Source organism: Salinibacterium sp. SWN248, from assembly GCF_015864575.1.
GTDB lineage: Bacteria > Actinomycetota > Actinomycetes > Actinomycetales > Microbacteriaceae > Rhodoglobus.
In genome coordinates this window covers 2,050,291-2,070,552 of record NZ_JADYWW010000001.1, presented here as the reverse complement: position 1 = coordinate 2,070,552, position 20,262 = coordinate 2,050,291, and the positions used below count along the sequence as shown (strand labels likewise).

The following is a 20,262-nucleotide window of genomic DNA, read 5'->3' as shown; positions in this document are numbered from 1 at the left end:
AGAGGGAAACGCCCGGTTACATTCCGAACCCGGAAGCTAAGACTCTCTGCGCCGATGGTACTGCAAGGGGGACCTTGTGGGAGAGTAGGACACCGCCGGACTTCAATTGTAAAATAGCCACCACTGTGTTTCATAGACACAGCTGGTGGCTATTTTGCGTTAAGTCCCCACCCTAAAATCAGGAGCAACGAATGACCGATTCCTCAGAAAATGACGGCCGGCAAGACAGCCGACCCCACGGGAACCGCTCTGGCGCGCCCCGATCTGGAGGACGCCCCACAGGTGGACGTCCGGGTGAGGGACGACCAAGCGATGGAAGACCACGCCGCGACAACGCCGCTGGTGGACCCGCACGCGGAAAGCCAGCATCCGGCTCCGACCGCCCTTGGCGCAACAAGCCTGAGGGTGACGACCGCCGTCCACGCCGCGATGCCGCCGGTGACCGCGATGGTCGCCCGCAGCGCTCCGGCGATGGTGATTCGCGCCCGCCACGCTCCGGTGACCGTGACTCGCGTCCACCACGTTCAGGGGACCGCGATAGCCGTCCACCACGCTCCGGCGATCGTCCCGACAGGGGAGACCGGCCGGCACGCCCGTTCCGTTCCGATGGCTCAGGGCGCCCCGAGCGCGGCGGACGTCCCGACCGCGGATCCGATCGCCGCGGTGGCCCCGACGAAAAACGACTCTGGACCAAGGGCGGAGCGCCCGCACGCGGAGACCGCGATGCCAGCGCACGTGAGCTTGAAGAGGATCGCGATCCCTTCGGCATCCGCTCGGTTCGGGCCTACCACCAGGCTCCCGAGATTCCGGAGGGCGTTACGCCTAAAATGCTTGACCGGGTTGCTTCGAACGAACTCAAGACCCTCAGTAAAGAGAACGCCGAGGGTGTCGCCCTTCACCTTGTAATGGTGTCGCGCCTCATCGAGGATGACCCTGAACTTGCTCATCAGCATGCGATTTCTGCGGCGCGCCGTGCAGGCCGCATCGGAGTTGTGCGCGAGACTCTCGCCATCACCGCCTATGCCACCGGCGACTACGCTTTGGCGTTGCGCGAATTGCGTACGTACCGTCGCATCACTGGTCGTGACGACCAGTTGCCGATGATGGTCGATAGCGAGCGCGGACTCGAGCGCCCGGAACGGGCCCTCGAGCTTGGTCGCTCGGTGAAGCGCAGCACGCTGTCGTCGGCAGTCCAGGCTGAGCTTGCTATTGCCATGTCGGGAGCACGCCTCGACCTCGGCCATACAGAAGAAGCGCTCGTTGAGTTGCAGATTCCGCAGCTCGACCCCGATAAGGCCTTCACCTACAGCCCTGCCCTGTTCGGCGCCTATGGCACCGTGCTCGAAGAGCTCGGCCGTGACGATGAAGCGGCCATCTGGTTTGCTCGCGCGGATGTCGCAGAAGCGGCGCTCGGCGACGACGAAGACGCCACCATCGAAGTCATTGAAGAAGAGCTCGAATTCGAGGCATCCGACGACACCGCAGTAGAAGTTGAGGATGCAAATGGGCCTCTGGAAGTCGCTAATGAAACTGACGGGAACGACGACGAAAACGACGAGCGTGTCAACTAAGACACCACTGTCGGGCGTCGCGCTGGTGCTCGCGGACCTTGATGGAGTGATCTATCGCGGACCGGACGCGATTCCGTATGCCGTCGAGAGCGTGAACGCGATCGATGGCCCGCAAGTTGCCTACATTACGAACAATGCGTCGCGCACCGACGCATCCGTTGCTGAGCACTTGAGCGAACTCGGGCTGACCGTGGAACCGCGCGATGTGGTGACCTCACCGCAAGCGGCCATGGGACTGCTGCGTGATATCGTTCCTGCCGGTTCGACCATCATGGTTGTAGGCGGCGACGGGCTGACGAACGAACTTGAAAAGTCAGGCTTCGTGGTCACCCGGTCGGCTGATGATTCACCGGCGGCCGTCGTGCAAGGCTTCGCTCCGCATGTGGGGTGGAAAGATCTCGCAGAAGCATCGTTCGCCCTCAAGGGTGGCGACTCCGGCATCCCCTGGATTGCCACCAACACCGACTGGACGATTCCCCAGGCTCGCGGAACAGCGCCCGGCAACGGCACTCTCGTGTCAGCTGTGCATTCCGCCGTTGGGCGTCTGCCGATCGTCGCTGGCAAGCCAGAAGTGGCCATCTTCGAGGAGGCCTTTGCTCGTTACGAGTCACGCGAAGCGCTGATGATTGGCGACCGCCTCGACACCGACATTCTCGGCGCGAACCGCGCCGGCATCCCGTCGCTTCTCGTTCTGACGGGCATTGACCAAGCAAAGCAAGTGCTGGCGTGTATCCCGGATGAGCGACCGACGATGATCATTGATGATCTGCGCGGGCTGCATGAGCCCTATCCAGAAACGATCGTCACGCACGACGGCGCCGCCGTGGTGACGACGGTAGGAACGGCGACGGTGCGCCTTGAAGGGCAACGGCTGACCGTGACGGCGGCCGGAACATCCATCGACCGATTGCGCGCTGGCGCAGCAGCAATTTGGAACTCGGGGAGCGCCATCTACGCCCTTGAAGTACCAGCGGAGCTATATTCATGAGCATGAGCGATGAATCACCGGTAGACGGACTGATGTCACGACTGAGCCTGATCGAAGACCAACCGCTCGAAACTCGAGCTGCCGCGTTTACTCAGGTTCACGACGAACTGCAGCAGCAGCTCGAGGGCAAGGACGCGTTTTCGCGCAATGGCTAGCGTGCGGCTCGACGCAGCTCTCGCTGCTCGCGGTCTTGCGCGTTCTCGCACACACGCCGCCAAACTGATTGCCGACGGTCTCGTCACGGTGTCAGGAATCGCGATTCCGAAAGCGTCCACTCCGGTGAGCGACGACCACGTCATCGAGGTCGCTGAGACCGATCATTACGTAAGCCGGGCCGCCCACAAACTTGTGGCGGGTCTCGACGCCTTCGGCATCGACTCGACTGACAAGCTCGCGCTCGATGTTGGCGCGTCGACCGGCGGCTTCACTCAAGTTTTGCTCGAACGCGGTGCTCGCGAAGTTATCGCGCTCGACGTCGGCCACGGGCAACTCGTCGACCTGATCCGGTCGGATGCCCGAGTGCGCGTTATCGAGCGAAAGAATGCTCGCTATCTCACCGCGGAATCGCTGGCGGAGTTGAGCGGAACATCCGAAATTCCTGACCTTGTGGTCTCTGACCTGTCCTTCATCTCGCTTCGCACCGTGCTCCCGGCGCTTCACTCTTCGGTGGGCGAAACCGCAGACTTTGTTTTGCTTGTGAAGCCGCAGTTCGAAGTTGGACGAACCAACATTCGTGAGGGCATCGTGCATGGGGCCGCACTTCGCGACGAAGCGATCATGGGGGTGCTCTGGGCGGCGTGGGATCTTGGTCTCGGCACGGCAGGCGTCATCTCGTCACCGATCGCGGGAAACGCGGGAAACCGTGAGTATCTTGTGTGGCTGAGTGCCCCAGCCGGCAGCAACCCGACGGAGTGGATATCGCAGGTTGCTGCCATCGCCTGAGCGATGAAGGCCTTGAGCTCGGTCTACTTGCCGTTGGCGCCCTCGATAGCTGCTAGCGCGGCGCGAAGGCGTTCATCCGCTTGATCGGCAACAGCCTGAACTGCTGCGACCTCGCTCAGTTGAACCATGGTCTGGGGATTGATCGTCTGAACCGTAGTCGACTCTGCCGACTGGCTTCGACGGATGACGACGTTGCAGGGGAGTAGCAGACCCATGTCGGGATCGGCGGCGAGTGCTTGCTCGGCGAGGGCCGGGTTGCACGCACCCAGAATCAGGTAATCGCCGACCGCATCCGCGCTTTCGGCCCCGAGTTTTGTGGTGAAGGTCGCTCGGATATCAATTTCGGTGAGAACGCCGAAACCCTGGTTCGCTAGTTCTTGCTTCGTCACGGAAATCGCTTCCTCGTAAGGGAGCGGGACTGTGACGGTGAGTGCGTAGTTCATTGTTGTCTCCTTGGTGCTAGTTGGCGGAGATGATTCCCATCATCCCGTTGTCTTCGTGGTCGAGAATGTGACAGTGGTAGACGGTTTTTCCGCTGAAGTCCTCGAACGCGATCCGCACACGGGTGGTGCTGCGTGCGGGAATGTTTACGACGTCTTGCCACAGGAGGGTGTCGACGGGCTGCCCATCCTGTTCAATGATCTGCATTGGCCAGACGTGCAGGTGCAGCGGATGATCGAGGGTGCTGGTGTTTGTCAGCAGCCACTCCTCGACGCTGTCGAACTGCACGGTGGTATCGATGCGGCTGGCATCAAATGGGCGGTCGTTGATTGTGGGGGTCATCATGCCTGCGCCCATACCGCCGCCCATGCCCATGGCGAAGACCAATTCGCGTCTCGCGTTCACAGTTTCTGTTCGTAGGTCGCGCTGGGCAGGTTGGCGCGGGATCGTTGGTTGCGCGTCGACGTTCTCGCCGACCACGGTAAACGTGGCCAGTTCGATTTCTTCGATGCTTCGAGAGGTGTCGCCGCCCATCATCATCCCGCCAGCCGAGCCGCGGTCATAGGGGAGGGTGCGCAGTGTGGCTGTTCCGGCACTACCGGTGACCAGAAGGTCTGCCCGGTTGCCGGGCGCGAGCAGGATTTCGTCGACTTCCTGTGGGGCTTCAAACCGCCCGGAGTCGATTCCGAGCAGGGTCATTTGCTGTCCGTCAAGTCGCAGTCGCAAGTAGCGGGAAACGCTGGCGTTGACGATGCGCCATCGCTCGCGTTCACCAGGTTGCGCGGTCAGATGTGGCGTGAGCTGCCCGTTGACAAGCACGAGGTCTCCCTCACGCCCAGACATTTCGTCCATTGGCGAGGCCGATGGGATGTTTCCGCCTGAGGTGATGGTGATATCGGAGATGACGAGGAGGCGCTCTCGGTCAGCGGGGATCTCTTCTGCGTCTTCGACGATGATGGCGCCGTAAAGCCCGCCGAAGACCTGTTCGGCGACAAAACCGTGGAGGTGCGGGTGATACCAGTACACGCCAGGGGGATGGTCGGCCGGCACTGTGTATTGGTAGTCGAAGGACTCTCCTGCTGCGACCGTGACGAACATGTTGTCGCTGTTGTCGTTAGGGGAGACGTGGAGCCCATGAACATGCAAATTACTGGGGTCTGCCAACCCATTGTTGAGCTTCACGTTGAGGGTGTCTCCCGCTCGAACGCGCAGAGTGGGCCCCGGCAGGCCACCGTTGTAGCTCAGTGCGTTTACGTCCCGGCCAGCGATGCTTACCCGTTGGGGCGATGATTCGAGGTCGACCGTGAGCACGCCGTCGCTGCTGCGCAGTTCTACAGGCTCCGTGAAGGCGTTGCCGGATATGGTTCCCGACGACGATGACGTGGGGAGACGTTGATTGATGAAGAAACCGGTGCCGCCTACAGTGACACTGGCTACTCCGACCCCGCCGAGGATCAGCGCGTTACGCCGGCTGATGTCGGGCATTACGGGGACTCGTCGAGTACCCGAAGATGTTCTCGGTACTGTTCCTCAGTGAGCTCCCCGCGAGCGAAGCGTTCTTGGAGGATTCGTTTGGTGCCGGAGGCATCATCGTGCCTCGGGTCCGCTGGTTTTTCGTTGCTCTTTGACGTGCTCGACGCCAAACGAACAATGACATAGACCAGCAGGGCGACGCCGACAACTGCCAGCACGCCGTATCCCCAAGCCCATCCCATGTTTCCGTAGTTCCACATCATTAGATTTGGTTCCTCTCGCATCGGATTGTGCCGTACAGCACACAATACCCCCGGAGGTATACAGGCGGCTGGGCGTGAACTGATTCGGCTCCACGCTGGGATTCGCCCGTGTGCACAGGAGCAATATCCCCAAAATCGTGTGCAGGGCGCACGTGACTGTGGGAATCCGACAGAATGGTTAACGCAGGTTTCTGCGATCGCCGCGACCCGCCAGCCGGTGGCGGCAAATCGAACAATCACTACGAATGAGAGGTGCACGGTGCAGTCCGAGAACTCTCATGCTTCTGATCGTCACATTCTGGTCATCGCTCACACTGGTCGTGCGGAGTCGCTGACGGCCGCCATCTCGGTGTGCCATCAACTCATCAGCGCAGGCATCGTGCCGGTACTAGCGCCGGATAGCTACGAAACGATTCTGCAGGCGGAGCCCGACCTCTCGCCGGTGCGACGCCTCGGCAACGAGGTCGAAACCGGAGAGCTCGAGCTCGTCATCGTGCTTGGTGGAGACGGCACAATTCTTCGTGCCGCCGAACTGACGCGGGGCTGCAGCGCACCGCTTCTCGGCGTGAACCTGGGCCACGTCGGTTTCTTGGCCGAGAGCGAACGCGAAGAACTCACGTCCACTGTGGAGCGCGCGCTGGCTCGCGATTACCTCGTTGAAGAGCGCATGACGCTGTCGGTGCGAGTGAAGGTCGATTCTGAGGTTGTCTACGAAACCTGGGCGCTGAACGAAGCTACCGTCGAAAAAGCTAGTCGCGAGCGCATGCTCGAAGTGGTCATCGAGGTCGATGGCCGACCGCTTTCATCCTTCGGCTGCGACGGCGTTGTCATGTCAACACCGACCGGCTCTACCGCTTACGCGTTCTCCGCTGGTGGCCCGGTGGTGTGGCCCAGCCTCGACGCCCTCTTGCTCGTTCCGCTGAGCGCTCACGCGCTGTTTGCGCGCCCCATTGTCGTGGGGCCAGACTCGGCCCTCGCCGTCGAGGTTCTCGATCGCAATATGGGCATTGGCGTGTTGTGGTGCGATGGCCGACGCGCTTTCGATCTTCCGCGCGGTGCTCGTGTGATCGTGCGACGTTCACCGGTGCCGGTGAGACTAGCCAGACTGTCGCAAGGACCATTCACCGATCGTCTTGTCAAGAAATTCAATTTGCCGGTCAACGGATGGCGTGGGCCAGCATCGGAGGAGGGAACCGACTCGTGATCGAAGAGATCTCCATTCGCGACCTCGGTGTTATCGCTTCAGCACGACTTCCGCTGAGCCCCGGGTTTACCGCGCTCACGGGCGAAACGGGCGCGGGAAAGACGATGGTCGTGACCGCCCTGGGCCTCCTGCTCGGGGAGCGGGCCGATGCTGCCGCCATCCGGGCCGATAGCGATCAAGCATCCGTGGAGGGTCGTTGGGTCATTGACCCCACGTCTGCGGTCGCTGAGCGCGTGCGCGACGCCGGCGGTGACCTCGATGACGGAGAGCTTCTTCTTGTGCGCACCGTTGCGCGTGAAGGGCGCAGTCGTGCTGTCGTCGGCGGTCGTAGTGCTCCGGTCGGGGTGCTCACCGAGCTGGGCGACCAGCTCGTGGTCGTTCATGGCCAGTCTGAGCAGATCCGCCTCAAGTCGTCGACGGCGCAGCGCAACGCGCTCGACCGTTATGCGGGAGCCGAACTCGCGACCGTGCTCGGGCAGTATCAAACAGTGTTCCGTCTGTGGCAGGCGGCCCAGGGCGAACTCGATGTACTCGTTGCGGAAAGCGATCTTCGCAGTCGCGAGGCAGACGAGCTGCGCGTCGCGATCGATGAGATTGAAGCCGCTGACGTGCGTCGCGGCGAAGACGTCGAGCTGACAGAACGAGCTGATCGTCTGGCGAACCTCGAAGGTCTGAGACTTGCCGCTGAAGGCGCCCACGCGGTGCTGTCGGCGGATGACGCGGAGGAAGGCTCCGATGTGGTGGCCCTGCTTGCCAGCGCCCAGCGAGGGCTTGAGCGGGTCGCCGAGCACGACGCGCAACTTGCCGCCATCGCTGAAGCGTTAGCGGCAGCATCCATCACACTGGGAGAAATCTCAACTGATCTTTCTGGCTACCTCGCCGGGCTGGATTCCGATGGCAGCCGCGAACTAGAACAGGTTGAAGAGCGCCGCAGCCAACTTGCCGCTCTCGTGCGCAAGCACGGCGTGAGCCTCGACGATGTCGTCGATGTGCTCGACACCGGCAGCCAACGCTTGCTGGAACTCGATAACGACTCCACCCGCATCGACGAGCTGCGGGCTCAGGTCGAAGCAGGTCAGTCAGAGCTCATCGAGCTCGCAGCCAAGGTGAGCGACGTGCGATCTCGCAGCGCTGCGCGCCTTGCTGCCGCGGTCACCGACGAACTCACCCACCTTGCGATGGCCAACGCCGAGATCGTCGTCACGGTCGAAGACCGCAGCGATTATTCGTTGAGCGGCAAAGATGAAGTGGCGATCCTTTTGCAGCCGCACCCGGGAGCACCGCCGCGTCCTCTTGGCAAGGGTGCTTCAGGGGGAGAGCTCTCGCGGGTCATGCTCGCGATCGAGGTTGTCATTGCGGGCAACGATCCGGTTCCGACCTTTATTTTCGATGAAGTGGATGCCGGTGTCGGTGGTGCCGCTGCGATCGAAATCGGCAAGCGGCTTGCTCTGCTGAGCCGCACAGCCCAAGTGATTGTTGTCACGCACCTGGCCCAAGTGGCCGCGTTTGCAGACAACCACCTCAGCGTCATCAAGGGCGACGACGGATCAGTGACGGCCTCCAGTGTTCACAAACTTGAGGGGGAGGCGCGCATCGCAGAAATGGCGCGACTGCTCTCGGGATTGCCCGACTCGGAGTCTGGCCTTGCCCACGCCCGCGAGCTTATTCAGACCGCGCACGACCTCGAAAACGCTGCTCTCGGTCGCTGACGTTCGGATGCAGTTTCGTGCACAGTTTCGGACTCACTTTCGCGCACGTTTTCAGCCACTTTTCCGGCCGCGCTGCTGGTCTTAGCTGTTAAGCCGATAACGAAACACCCCTGCGCGGCGACAAAACTGCTCGACGAGGCATAGGATGGAACCCCGTGGTGGACAATACAAACGCGGTCGTAACAAAGCACATCTTCGTCACCGGAGGAGTCGTCTCTTCTCTCGGTAAAGGCCTCACGGCGGCGAGTCTCGGAAACCTGCTGACAGCACGCGGGCTCCGCGTCGTCATGCAGAAGCTGGATCCCTATCTGAACGTGGATCCCGGCACCATGAACCCCTTCCAGCACGGTGAAGTGTTTGTCACCGATGATGGCGCCGAAACCGACCTCGACATCGGGCACTACGAGCGCTTCCTCGACATCAAGCTCAATCAGGCAGCCAACGTCACTACCGGACAGATCTACTCCGAAGTGATTGCCAAAGAGCGTCGCGGCGAATACCTCGGCGACACCGTGCAGGTCATCCCGCACATCACCGACGAAATTAAGCGCCGTATGCGCCTGCAGGCCGCCGGTCCCTTCAGCGATGAAGACCCGCAGCCCGACGTCATCATCACCGAAATCGGTGGAACCGTTGGCGACATCGAGAGCCTCCCGTTCATCGAGTCGGCTCGCCAGGTACGCCACGAGCTCGGGCGCAAGAACGTGTTCTTTGTCCACGTTTCGCTCGTTCCGTTCATGGCGGCATCCGGTGAGCAGAAAACCAAGCCAACGCAGCACTCGGTTGCCGCGCTGCGTTCGATCGGCATCCAGCCCGATGCTCTCGTGCTGCGCAGCGACCGCCCCGTCTCCGAGTCCAACAAGCGCAAGATCGCGCTCATGTGTGACGTTGAAGAAGATGCCGTCGTCAACGCCACCGACGCTTCCAGCATCTACGACATCCCCGAGATGCTGCACAGCCAGGGACTCGACGCGTACATCATCAACCAGCTCGGCCTCGAAGCGAAGTCGGTGAACTGGGATGGCTGGAGCGAACTGCTCGAAGCCGTGCACAACCCCAAGAACGAGGTCTCGATCGGCCTCGTGGGCAAGTACATCGACCTGCCCGACGCCTACCTCTCGGTCACTGAAGCACTGCGCGCCGGTGGGTTCGCCAACAACGCCAAGGTCAATATTCGCTGGGTTCCCTCTGACGAGTGCGAAACTCCCGAAGGTGCAGCCAAGCAGCTTTCCGACCTCGACGGGATCATTGTTCCCGGTGGGTTCGGTGTTCGCGGCATTGAAGGCAAGCTCGGCGCCCTCAAATTCGTTCGTGAGAACGGCATCCCCACCCTCGGTATTTGCCTCGGCTTGCAGTGCATGGTCATCGAGTACGCTCGCGACATGGCCGGCCTCGAAGGCGCATCTTCAACGGAATTCGATGCCGACAGCAAGTACCCGGTTATCGCGACGATGGCCGAGCAAGTTGACATCCTCGCGGGCGGAGACATGGGCGGCACGATGCGTCTCGGTCTCTACAACGCCAACCTCGAGCCCGGCTCGATCGTTGAAGAAATCTACGGAGCACCGACGGCCGCCGAGCGTCACCGTCACCGCTACGAGGTCAACAACGAATACCGCCAGCAGATTGCGGATGCTGGACTCAACTTCTCCGGAATCTCGCCCGACCGCACCCTCGTCGAATTCGTCGAACTGCCGCGCGAGGTGCACCCCTACTACGTGGGAACGCAGGCTCACCCCGAGCTGCTCTCGCGCCCCAACCGTGCTCACCCATTGTTCCGCGGACTGGTCGCCGCTGCCATCGAGCGCCAAAAGTCCAGCCGCCTCTTTGAGGTGACTGAGCAGGATGATGCATAACGAACTCAGCGACGACCGCGTCATCCCGGAGCTGCTGAGCGCCGAAACGGTGTTCGCTGGCCACGTGTGGAATGTGGATCGCGAGCGCTTTCAGCTCGATGGCTCTGCGATCACTCGCGAATTCGTGAACCACACCGGCGCCGTTGCGGTGCTGGCGATGGATGAGCGTGACCGGGTGCTGTTGATCAAGCAGTACCGTCATCCGGTGCGCCTGCGCGATTGGGAATTGCCCGCTGGTCTACTCGATGTCGTGAATGAGTCGCCGTTGCTGGCGGCTCAGCGCGAATTGGCCGAAGAAACCGACCTGCAAGCCGAGTCGTGGCATGTGCTCAGCGAAATGCTGACTTCGCCCGGCGGAAGCAACGAAGCGGTGCGCATCTACTTGGCCCGTGGTGTGAGCGCGACCGGCGAAGTATTTGACCGCTATGCGGAGGAAGCCGGTATCGAGTTGCGCTGGGTTCCGCTGGAGGATGCCGTTGAGGCGGTTCTCGAGCGGCGCGTGCAGAACTCGATCCTGTGCCTCGGACTCTTGGCGGCGCAACTCGGACGCGACCGTGGCTGGAACACGCTGGGCGCACCAGACGCACCGTGGCCACGGCATCCGCGAAACTACGCTGAATAGCCTCTCGCGGTAGGTTGAGCGACATGACCGAGCCAGCGCGACCCGTAGCGAAAAGCGCGATTGCGATCGCCGCAGAACGCTATCTGCGGCATCTGGCAATCGAACGCGGCCTTTCGGCGAACACTCTCGCAGCGTATCGCCGCGATCTTGACGGCTATCTGGCGTTTCTCAGCACGCGCGACCTCAGCACGCCCGCCGCAGTGACAGCGGATGACGTGACCGCGTTTGCGCACAGCTTGCGAGTCAATGCCGAGCGTCCGCTCGCGGCCTCCTCGGTCGCGCGCATGCTCTCGACAGTGCGGGGGCTGCACACGTTTTTCGTCGACGAATCGCTCGCGGTGGAGGACGTCGCCCATACCGTCGCGATCCCGAAGCAAGCGATGCGATTGCCGAAGGCGATCACGATCGACCAGATGGTTGCCGTTCTGGCATCTTTTCCGGGCGATGAGGTCATTTCGCTTCGCAACACTGCGCTGCTTGAGCTTCTCTATGCCACCGGCGCCCGGGTCTCTGAAGTCACGGCGCTCAATGTCGATGACATGATCGACGGCGACATCGTGCGCCTGCTCGGCAAGGGAAACAAGCAGCGCATCGTTCCCGTTGGCAGCTTTGCACAGTCGGCTATCGAGAAGTACCTCGTGCGTGCTCGTCCCGTGCTGTCGGCGAGGGGGGCGGCCACCCCGGCACTGTTCCTCGGGGCACGGGGAGCCCGACTCTCTCGTCAGAACGTGTGGCTGATCATCCAGGCCGCTGCCGAGCGTGCAGAACTTGAGATCGATATCTCGCCGCACACCTTTCGGCACTCCTTTGCGACGCACCTTCTTTCGGGCGGTGCCGACGTTCGCGTGGTGCAGGAACTGCTGGGTCACTCCTCGGTGGCGACAACCCAGATTTACACCATGGTCACCGCTGACACGCTGCGTGACATGTACACGACGGCGCATCCGCGAGCACGTTAGCGAGCGCCGGGGGAGTGACGGGATGCCGTGGCTGGCTGATCGGCGACCCCGCTAGCCCGCGTGTCGCGCTGCCAAACCTTCAACCTTTGGTAGAGGCGACCCTGCCGTGTCCGCGCGTGGGAGCGCGGGCTGCGACGGATGCGCGACGTAAACTTTTGGTATGACGACACAGCGCGAGAACGAATCGACGCTGGCGGGGTTGGATGTTCAGGCAATGGGCCCAACCGGCCGGCCGCTCACGGTTTTTCCGGAACCCCCACCGCTCACGGGCCACGGCCCGGCACGCATTATTTCGCTGTGCAACCAAAAGGGTGGCGTCGGCAAGACAACCACCACGATTAACCTTGGCGCCTCGTTCGCTGAATATGGCCGCCGCGTGTTGGCCATCGACTTCGACCCTCAGGGTGCGCTCTCGGCGGGCCTTGGCGTTCCCACCCACGATGTGCCCACGATCTACGACCTGCTGCTCGGCACGATCAAGAACCCGGCAGAAGCGATCGTTCACACCAAAGTGCCCGGTCTCGATGTCATCCCAGCCAACATCGACCTCTCGGCCGCTGAAGTGCACCTCGTCAATGAGGTCGCTCGCGAAACGATCTTGGCGCGCGTGCTGCGCAAGGTCAGCGACCAGTACGACGTGATCCTCATCGACTGCCAGCCTTCGCTCGGTTTGCTCACCGTTAATGCGCTGACGGCAGCTCACGGCGTTCTCATTCCGCTCGAATGCGAATTCTTCGCGCTGCGCGGTGTTGCCCTGCTCGTGGAGACAATCGAGAAGGTTCAGGATCGCCTGAACCCCGCGATCAAGCTCGACGGCATCCTCGCGACAATGTTTGACGCGCGCACGCTGCACTCGCGTGAAGTGCTCGAACGCGTTGTCGAAAACTTTGGAGACGACGTTCTCGAGACCGTTATCGGTCGCACCGTGAAGTTCCCGGATGCCAGCGTGGCCGGTGCCCCCATCACGACCTTCGCCCCCGACCACTCTGCGGCGCACTCCTACCGCCAGGTGGCGCGAGAGCTGATCGCCCGTGGCGCCGTCGCCTAGCGACGTGGACGAGACTGAGGCATCCGCACCAGGATTCTCGGTCTCTCTCAACAACTTCAACGGTCCATTCGACCTGCTGCTGTCGCTCATCACCAAGCATGAGCTCGACATCACCGAGGTGTCGCTGTCGCGCATCACGGATGAGTTCATTGCGTATCTGCGCGATTTCGAATCCGAAAACGGATCGGATGACATCGATGAGCTCGATCAGGCCAGCGAATTTTTGGTCGTTGCTGCCACGCTGCTCGACCTCAAGGTAGCGGGACTTCTTCCGCAGGGTGAGCTCGTGGATGCCGAAGACGTCGCGCTGCTCGAAGCACGCGACCTGCTCTTTGCGCGTCTGCTGCAGTATCGCGCGTTCAAACAGGCGAGCGACTGGTTCGGTTCGCACTTCGAGGCGGAAGCGACGCGCACCGTGCGGTCGGTGCGCTTGGAAGAGAAATACCGAACTCAAACTCCCGAACTCGTGTGGACGCTCAGCCTCGACGATTTCGCCGCACTCGCGACCCTCGCGTTCACGCCGCGAGAGATTCCGAGCGTGGGACTCGATCATTTGCACGCACCGCTCATCAGCATCCGCGAACAAGCTGCGCATGTTGTCGCGCTGTTGCGCGCGGGGGAGCCGAAGACGTTCCGCCAATTGATCGCGGGCGCCGAGTTGAAGGGCGTTGTTGTGGCGCGTTTCTTGGCAGTACTGGAGCTGTATCGCGGCGGCAACGTTGCCTTTGAACAGATTGAACCCTTAGGCGAACTGACCGTGCGCTGGACTGCAGAACACTGGTCAGACGATAGCCTCGCTAATCTGGGAGCAGATTATGGAAACTGACGAACATACAGCCACCCCCGTTGTCGACCTCGCCCGCGGGCTCGAGGCGATCTTCATGGTTGCCGACCAGCCGCAGAGCCTCGTGAGCCTCGCAACGGCCCTGAACGCACCCGTGGCGGCAATCCGCAAGACAATCACTGCACTGTGCGCCGATTTCGACGGTGAGGGCGATGGCCCGCGACGCGGTTTTGAACTCCGTGAAGTTGGTGGCGGCTGGCGAATTTACGTGCGCGAAGACTACGACTCGGCCGTGCACGACTTCGTTTATACGCAAAACCCATCGCGGTTGAGTCAGGCCGCGCTGGAGACTCTCGCGGTCATTGCGTACAAGCAACCGATCAGCCGGGGAGCCATTGCTGCCGTGCGTGCGGTGAATGTTGACTCAGTAGTGCGTACGCTACTGAGTCGAGGACTTATTACGGAAGCGTTTACCGACAACGAGACGGGCGCCATCCACTACGAAACAACGGAGCTCATGCTCGTGCAACTGGGGATCAACTCCATTGCTGAGCTGCCTCCCATCTCGCCACTTTTATCTGATGGTACGGACGGTTTTGATGAACAACGCTAATGGCTCAGGCCCCAGCAATCCCGAGGGCGAACGCCTTCAAAAAGTAATGGCCGCTGCCGGTGTGGCATCGCGTCGCGTTTCGGAAGACTTGATCTACCAGGGCCGCGTTGCGGTCAACGGCAAGGTCGTTGAAGAAGCTGGCCGTCGAGTAAAGCCGACCGACCGCGTGACGGTAGACGGTAGTGCGATCCAGCTCGACACCACCAAGCGCTACGTCATGCTCAACAAGCCAGTCGGCGTTGTGAGCTCGATGGCGGATGAGAGTGGTCGCCCCGACCTGATGCAGTACACCGGCAACTACGACGAACGACTCTTCAACGTCGGCCGTCTCGACGTGCAGACCTCTGGCTTGCTCGTCCTCACGAACGACGGCGAACTTGCCCACGTGCTTGCCCACCCCTCCTTCGGCGTGATGAAGACCTACATCGCCAAGGTCGAAGGAACTGTGAGCGCTCAAACAATTTCGCAGCTCATGAAGGGCATCGAGCTTGAGGACGGCCCGATTGCCGTCGATAAGGCGCGATCGCTCGGCCGAGCATCCAACGACCAAACAATGGTCGAGCTCACCCTGCACTCGGGCCGCAACCGCATTGTGCGCCGGATGATGGAAGAAGTCGGCCACCCGGTGATCGAACTCGTTCGTCGCCAGTTTGGGCCGCTTAACCTCGGAAGCCTCGGATTGGGAAAGACTCGCAACCTCACGAAGGTGGAGTTGGGTGCAGTACTGACGATTGCCCGCGAGGCCGAGGAACAGTCGTGAACCTAGGCCGCATCACTGGGCAAGTACGCATCGTTGGTGCGGGATTGCTCGGTGCCAGCATCGGCCACGGCCTGCGGGCCAAGGGCGTCGATGTTATTTTGCACGATGCGTCGCGCTCTAACGCAACCCTCGCGATTGACTATGGCGCTGGTCGTGCTCCGCAGGCTGACGATAAGCCGACGCTCGTGATTGTGGCGGTTCCGCCGGACGTCACCGCCGAGGTTGTCGCTCGCGAACTGATTGCCTGGCCGCGTGCCACGGTGACGGATGTCGCGAGTGTGAAGGTGGGCGTGCTCGAGGAGCTTATTGCGCTGGGTGCCGATCTTGATCGCTACGTTGGCTCGCATCCTCTAGCTGGACGCGAACGCGGCGGCGCCATTGCGGCCCGCGCGGACCTGTTCATCGGTCGGCCCTGGGTTATCGGCAGGGGAGAGCCCTTCCGCCGTCGCGCAGTCGAAGATGTCGTTATTGAGCTGGGTGCTATTCCCGTCGCAATGTCAGCCTCCGATCACGACAACGCGGTGGCTCTGATTTCGCACGTTCCCCAAGTGGTGGCGAGTTTGCTCGCGCACCGGTTGGCGGGAGCATCCGATGCCGCTGTTGCTCTTGCGGGTCAAGGGCTGCGCGACACGACCCGCATTGCCTCGAGTGCCCCTGAGCTCTGGGTGCAGATTCTGGGTGCAAACTCGGGCCCTGTCGCGGAGATTTTGCGCGAGCTGCAGACCGAACTCGGTGTGGCGATTGAGGCGCTCGAGACTCCGGATGCTCCGGGTGCCCGTCGTGCCCTCGCTGAAGTTCTGGCCGGCGGCAACGCCGGAGTCGCGCGTATTCCCGGTAAGCACGGAACGAGTAAGCACTACAGCCAACTCGTCGTCATGGTCGACGACAAGCCAGGCGAGCTCGCCCGACTGCTCACCGAAATCGGCGAAGCCGACGTGAACATGGAAGACTTGCGCCTTGAGCATTCACCGGGTGCCCAGTTCGGTTTGGCCGAAATCTCGGTGCTGCCCGAAAAGGAAGCCGTATTGATAAGCGAGCTTGAAGCTCGTGGTTGGAAGATTGCAGAGACTTTCGCGTGAACAAGAATCCGTCGTTTGTTGTGGTGGCCGTTGATGGCCCGGCCGGCAGCGGAAAGTCGAGTGTGTCGAAAGCTACCGCTCGTGAACTCGGCTTCGACTACCTCGACACTGGCGCTGCCTACCGCGGTTTTGCCCTGCACTGCCTCGAGCGCGGTGTCGACACCCTCGGGCCCGGCGACGTCATTGAGACGCTCCCACGTTTTGAGTACTCGATCGGGATTGACCCTGACAACTACTTTGTGAAGGTCGACTCGGAGATCGTGACCGACGACATCCGCGAACCCCGCATCACGGGCGTTGTCTCGAACATTGCACGGGTGCCTGAGGTGCGGGAGTACATGGTCGACCTGTTCCGCAGCATCATCGCGGGAAGCGAAAAACCCGGAATTGTGGTCGAAGGACGCGACATCACAACCGTGGTCGCACCGGACGCACAGGCTCGAATTCTGCTCACAGCCAGTGAAGAAGCTAGGATGGGAAGACGTGCGGCCGAACTCTCCGGAGAATCGAGCACGACAACCGCGCAACAACTCAGTTATCGAGATGCGCAGGACTCCAAAGTCGTGGACTTCATGAACGCCGCCGATGGAGTCATCACCATTGATTCCACCAATCTTGACTTCGATCAAACCGTGACGGCCGTCGCGAGTTTTGTTCGCTCCAGCATGTAAACAAAGGACTACCCATGGCCGATCATTCGCCCGCCGAAGACGACTTTCCCGAACTGAACCCAGATCTGGTTGAGCGTCTTTCGGGAATGAACGAAGAAGAGGCTGCTCAGCGCACGTCTGCGCTCCGCGCCGGCCTGAGCGACTACGACCTCGAAGACGACGACCTCGCGGTTCTCGACTCCGCATCCGATGACCCGGATGCCATCTACTACCTGCCTGCCCTGCCGGTTCTCGCGATCGTTGGTCGCCCGAACGTTGGCAAGTCAGCACTCGTGAACCGCATCATCGGTCGCCGTGAAGCTGTTGTGGAGGACACCCCCGGTGTAACCCGCGACCGCGTCAACTACAAGGCCGAGTGGAACAACCGTCACTTCACCATCGTCGACACCGGCGGCTGGGAGCCCGACGCTAAGGGCATCGACGCTTCTGTTGCGGCTCAGGCTGAGATCGCTATCGACCTCGCCGACGCTGTGCTCTTTGTTGTGGACGCCACGGTTGGCCCCACCTCCACCGACGAGCACGTCGTGCGCATGCTTCGCGCCACCAAGAAGCCCGTGATTTTGGTCGCCAACAAGGTTGACGACATCCACCAGGAATCGGATGCTGCAGCGCTCTGGAGCCTCGGCCTCGGTCAGCCGTGGCCGTCATCCGCCGTTCACGGCCGTGGTGTTGCTGACCTGCTCGACCACGTGCTCACGGTTCTGCCGAAGATTTCAACCGTCGCCAAGGAAGAAGTGGGTGGCCCGCGCCGCGTTGCTATCCTCGGTCGCCCCAACGTCGGCAAGTCGAGCCTGCTGAACAAGACTGCTGGCGAAGAGCGCGTTGTTGTGAATGACCTCGCCGGCACGACTCGCGATCCGGTTGACGAGCAGATTGAGCTCGGCGGCAAGTTCTGGCGCTTCGTTGACACGGCCGGCATCCGTCGTCGTGTTGCTTTGGCGCAGGGCGCTGACTTCTATGCAACGCTGCGCACCAGTGCTGCACTGGAAAAGGCTGAAGTTGCCGTTGTCATTTTCGATGTCAGCCAGCCGCTCAGCGTTCAAGACCTCAAGATCGTTGACCTCGTGCTCGAATCGGGCCGTGCGCTCGTTTTGGCCTTCAACAAGTGGGACCTTCTCGACGACGAACGTCGCGACCTGCTTGAGCGAGAAATCGACAAGGACCTCGCGCACGTCGCCTGGGCTCCTCGCGTGAACATCTCGGCTAAGACCGGTCGTCACATGGAGAAGCTCGTTCCGGCTCTCGAGCTGGCGTTGGCGTCGTGGGATACCCGCATTCCGACCGGTAAGTTCAACGCGCTTTTGGCCGAACTTACGCAGGAGCACCCTCACCCGCTTCGTGGTGGCAAGCAGCCGCGCATCCTCTTTGGTACGCAGGCCTCAAGCCGTCCGCCAACGTTCGTGCTCTTCACAACCGGGTTCTTGGACCCGCAATACCGTCGATTCATTACGCGTCGACTGCGTGAGATCTTCGGCTTCGATGGCAGCCCCATCCAGGTCAACATGCGTGTGCGTGAGAAGCGCAAGCGCAAGTAGGTTCTTGAAGTCACAGGCTTCGGTTTAACGCCAAACGGCGAGCCGCTCTCTTTCGAGAGGGGCTCGCCGTTTGTGCGTTAACCGTCGGGGTGTGCAGCCGGGGAGTGACACCCGGAGTGTGACGCCCGGGAGTGAGCGGATGCCGGTTGGCGGTCCGCTCACACCGTGCGGCTAGTGAGCGACGGGAGCGTCGCTCGGAGTCATTTCTGATTCGGGACGCTTCACGAAGAACGTGGCGACGATCGCGAAGAGCGAGATGATGCCGCCGGCCATGAACGCGAGGCGCACACCACCAGCAAGCGCTGTGGCCTCTGGCGCGCCTTCAGCGGCAAGGGCGACCGACTGCACCGTGAGGAGCGCGATGAACAGCGCAGTGCCTGCAGCGCCGGCAAGTTGCTGCACGGTGCTGATGGTGGCGCTGCCGTGCGAGTACAGGTGTGGCTTGAGCGTGCCCAGTGCCGAGGTGAAGAGCGGCGTGAACATGAAGGCGAGTCCGATGCTCATGGGTACGTGGATGGCGACGACCATGAACGGTGAGCTGGTTTCGGAGAGCAGCGTGAAGCTCCACAACGATGCGCTCACCAGTATCGAGCCCGGAATCATGAGGGGGCGCGGGCCGACCTTGTCGTAGAGGCGGCCAACGAAGGGGCTCAAGAACCCCATGACGAGGCTGCCGGGCAGTACGAGCAGTCCGCTCTGGATGGGTTCGAGCCCGAGAACGTTTTGCGTGAACATGGGAAGCAGGATGATGGTGCCAAACAGGGCAGCCATCATGACCATCATGAGGCCGATTGCGACGGCAAAGCCGGGGGCGGCGAAAGTGCGGAGGTCGAGAAGGGCGCTGTCTGTTTTCTGCAGTTTTAGTTGGCGGATGATGAACAGCACGAGGCTGATGGCGCCGGCGCTGATGGGGATGGCTGGGGCGATGAGAACAGAGTCTCCGGCGGCTGATTCTCCGAGGCTGGAGAGCCCGTAGATCAGGCCGGAGAAGGCGATGGCCGAGAGGATGACCGACAGCATGTCAATCGATACCTTGCGGGGGTCGGTGACGTTCTTTACCTTCGTGATGCCGAGCAGGAGAGCGGTGACAGAGATGGGGATCATGACGATGAAGACCCAGCGCCAGTCGAAGACGGCCAAGACGAGGCCAGCAACGGTTGGTCCGACGGCAGGGGCCATCGACATGACGATGGAAACGTTGCCCATGGTCTTGCCACGAGTTGCGGCAGGAACCAGAGTCATCACGGTTGTCATCAGCAGGGGGAGCATCATGGCGGTACCGGAGGCTTGAATCACCCGTCCCACAATCAGCACGGCAAAGGTGGGCGCCATAGCCCCCAGCAGAGTTCCGATGGTGAAGAGAGACATTGCGGTGATGAAGATGCCACGCGTCGTGAAGCGTTGGATGAGGAATCCGGTAATCGGAATCACCACGGCCATCGTGAGCATGAACGACGTCGACAACCACTGAGCGGTGCTCGGCTCGATGTTGAGGTCTTCCATGATGCGGGGGATGGCCACGACGAGCGAGGTTTCGTTGAGGAACACCACGAAGGTGGCAGCGAGCATCAGGCCGATGACCAAACGGTTGCGGCCGCTGTTATCGACCGGGGTGGCTGGCCCGTCATCGTTGGGGTCAAAAAGAGGGATGCTGCCGGTGATCGGCGCCGTGCTGGTCATAGAAATCCTGTCGTGTGTGAAGCGGTAGGACGAAGCAGCAGCCGGGATTGAAAAGGGTGCACAG

20 protein-coding genes and 1 rRNA gene are annotated in these 20,262 nt (G+C 61.5%); 17 read left to right on the top strand and 4 right to left on the bottom strand.

Features of this window, described 5'->3' with window-relative positions; translation table 11 throughout:
• The 5 genes from rrf to I6E73_RS09910 all read left to right on the top strand — a co-directional run.
• A 5S ribosomal RNA gene (gene rrf, locus I6E73_RS09930) occupies positions 1–101 on the top strand; the annotation flags it as partial.
• Between the two features lie 90 nt (positions 102–191).
• Positions 192–1,571, top strand: a complete 1,380-nt coding sequence (locus tag I6E73_RS14615) for a hypothetical protein (RefSeq protein WP_231600623.1) — start codon at positions 192–194, stop codon at positions 1,569–1,571.
• Positions 1,525–2,559: an HAD-IIA family hydrolase gene (locus I6E73_RS09920; RefSeq protein ID WP_197124979.1), complete on the top strand. Its 1,035-nt coding sequence runs from the start codon at positions 1,525–1,527 to the stop codon at positions 2,557–2,559. The genes I6E73_RS14615 and I6E73_RS09920 overlap by 47 nt, the downstream gene beginning before the upstream one ends.
• A 2-nt stretch (positions 2,560–2,561) precedes the next feature.
• Positions 2,562–2,714, top strand: a complete 153-nt coding sequence (locus I6E73_RS09915; protein ID WP_197110193.1) for a hypothetical protein — start codon at positions 2,562–2,564, stop codon at positions 2,712–2,714.
• A complete protein-coding gene (locus tag I6E73_RS09910) occupies positions 2,707–3,501 on the top strand; it encodes a TlyA family RNA methyltransferase (RefSeq protein WP_197124970.1) in 795 nt (264 codons plus the stop codon). Before I6E73_RS09915 ends, I6E73_RS09910 begins: the two co-directional genes overlap by 8 nt.
• Positions 3,502–3,524: 23 nt before the next feature.
• Here I6E73_RS09910 and I6E73_RS09905 read toward each other — a convergent pair whose 3' ends face one another.
• The 3 genes from I6E73_RS09905 to I6E73_RS09895 are packed head-to-tail and all read right to left on the bottom strand — an operon-like array spanning position 3,525 to position 5,678.
• Positions 3,525–3,944: a DUF302 domain-containing protein gene (locus I6E73_RS09905; protein ID WP_197124968.1), complete on the bottom strand. Its 420-nt coding sequence runs from the start codon at positions 3,942–3,944 to the stop codon at positions 3,525–3,527.
• A 16-nt stretch (positions 3,945–3,960) separates the two neighbouring features.
• The gene (locus I6E73_RS09900) at positions 3,961–5,427 is read right to left on the bottom strand and encodes a multicopper oxidase family protein (RefSeq protein ID WP_197124966.1); all 1,467 of its coding nucleotides are present in this window, start codon (positions 5,425–5,427) and stop codon (positions 3,961–3,963) included.
• Positions 5,427–5,678, bottom strand: a complete 252-nt coding sequence (locus tag I6E73_RS09895; protein WP_197124964.1) for an SHOCT domain-containing protein — start codon at positions 5,676–5,678, stop codon at positions 5,427–5,429. The genes I6E73_RS09900 and I6E73_RS09895 overlap by 1 nt, the downstream gene beginning before the upstream one ends.
• Positions 5,679–5,937: 259 nt before the next feature.
• Here I6E73_RS09895 and I6E73_RS09890 point away from each other — a divergent pair, with 259 nt between their 5' ends.
• The 12 genes from I6E73_RS09890 (at position 5,938) to der (ending at position 18,518) form a co-directional block, all read left to right on the top strand.
• Positions 5,938–6,882, top strand: coding sequence for an NAD kinase (locus I6E73_RS09890; protein WP_197110088.1), 945 nt, complete (start codon positions 5,938–5,940; stop codon positions 6,880–6,882).
• Positions 6,879–8,591 (top strand): DNA repair protein RecN, encoded by a 1,713-nt coding sequence (gene recN, locus I6E73_RS09885; RefSeq protein WP_197124963.1) that lies wholly within the window; start codon positions 6,879–6,881, stop codon positions 8,589–8,591. The genes I6E73_RS09890 and recN overlap by 4 nt, the downstream gene beginning before the upstream one ends.
• Before the next feature lie 155 nt (positions 8,592–8,746).
• The gene (locus I6E73_RS09880) at positions 8,747–10,447 is read left to right on the top strand and encodes a CTP synthase (protein WP_197124960.1); all 1,701 of its coding nucleotides are present in this window, start codon (positions 8,747–8,749) and stop codon (positions 10,445–10,447) included.
• Positions 10,437–11,069 (top strand): NUDIX hydrolase, encoded by a 633-nt coding sequence (locus I6E73_RS09875; RefSeq protein WP_231600622.1) that lies wholly within the window; start codon positions 10,437–10,439, stop codon positions 11,067–11,069. The genes I6E73_RS09880 and I6E73_RS09875 overlap by 11 nt, the downstream gene beginning before the upstream one ends.
• Positions 11,070–11,092: 23 nt before the next feature.
• On the top strand, positions 11,093–12,028 hold the full coding sequence (locus tag I6E73_RS09870; protein ID WP_197124958.1) for a site-specific tyrosine recombinase XerD: 936 nt from the start codon (positions 11,093–11,095) through the stop codon (positions 12,026–12,028).
• 160 nt (positions 12,029–12,188) lie between these two features.
• Positions 12,189–13,076, top strand: a complete 888-nt coding sequence (locus tag I6E73_RS09865) for a ParA family protein (RefSeq protein ID WP_197105404.1) — start codon at positions 12,189–12,191, stop codon at positions 13,074–13,076.
• Positions 13,060–13,902 carry a ScpA family protein gene (locus I6E73_RS09860; protein ID WP_197110084.1) on the top strand — a complete coding sequence of 281 codons (843 nt, stop codon included), beginning with the start codon at positions 13,060–13,062 and terminating at the stop codon, positions 13,900–13,902. Before I6E73_RS09865 ends, I6E73_RS09860 begins: the two co-directional genes overlap by 17 nt.
• Entirely contained in the window at positions 13,892–14,473 is a 582-nt protein-coding gene (locus I6E73_RS09855; RefSeq protein ID WP_197124956.1) for an SMC-Scp complex subunit ScpB, read from the top strand. Before I6E73_RS09860 ends, I6E73_RS09855 begins: the two co-directional genes overlap by 11 nt.
• Positions 14,460–15,233, top strand: coding sequence for a pseudouridine synthase (locus tag I6E73_RS09850; protein ID WP_197124954.1), 774 nt, complete (start codon positions 14,460–14,462; stop codon positions 15,231–15,233). Before I6E73_RS09855 ends, I6E73_RS09850 begins: the two co-directional genes overlap by 14 nt.
• On the top strand, positions 15,230–16,312 hold the full coding sequence (locus tag I6E73_RS09845) for a prephenate dehydrogenase (RefSeq protein ID WP_197105408.1): 1,083 nt from the start codon (positions 15,230–15,232) through the stop codon (positions 16,310–16,312). Before I6E73_RS09850 ends, I6E73_RS09845 begins: the two co-directional genes overlap by 4 nt.
• Positions 16,309–16,983: a (d)CMP kinase gene (gene cmk / locus I6E73_RS09840; protein ID WP_197124952.1), complete on the top strand. Its 675-nt coding sequence runs from the start codon at positions 16,309–16,311 to the stop codon at positions 16,981–16,983. The genes I6E73_RS09845 and cmk overlap by 4 nt, the downstream gene beginning before the upstream one ends.
• A gap of 14 nt (positions 16,984–16,997) precedes the next feature.
• Positions 16,998–18,518, top strand: coding sequence for a ribosome biogenesis GTPase Der (der, locus tag I6E73_RS09835; RefSeq protein ID WP_197105410.1), 1,521 nt, complete (start codon positions 16,998–17,000; stop codon positions 18,516–18,518).
• A gap of 171 nt (positions 18,519–18,689) precedes the next feature.
• Here der and I6E73_RS09830 read toward each other — a convergent pair whose 3' ends face one another.
• Complete coding sequence (locus I6E73_RS09830) at positions 18,690–20,198, bottom strand: MDR family MFS transporter (RefSeq protein ID WP_197124951.1); 1,509 nt, start codon at positions 20,196–20,198, stop codon at positions 18,690–18,692.
• Positions 20,199–20,262: the final 64 nt, after the last annotated feature.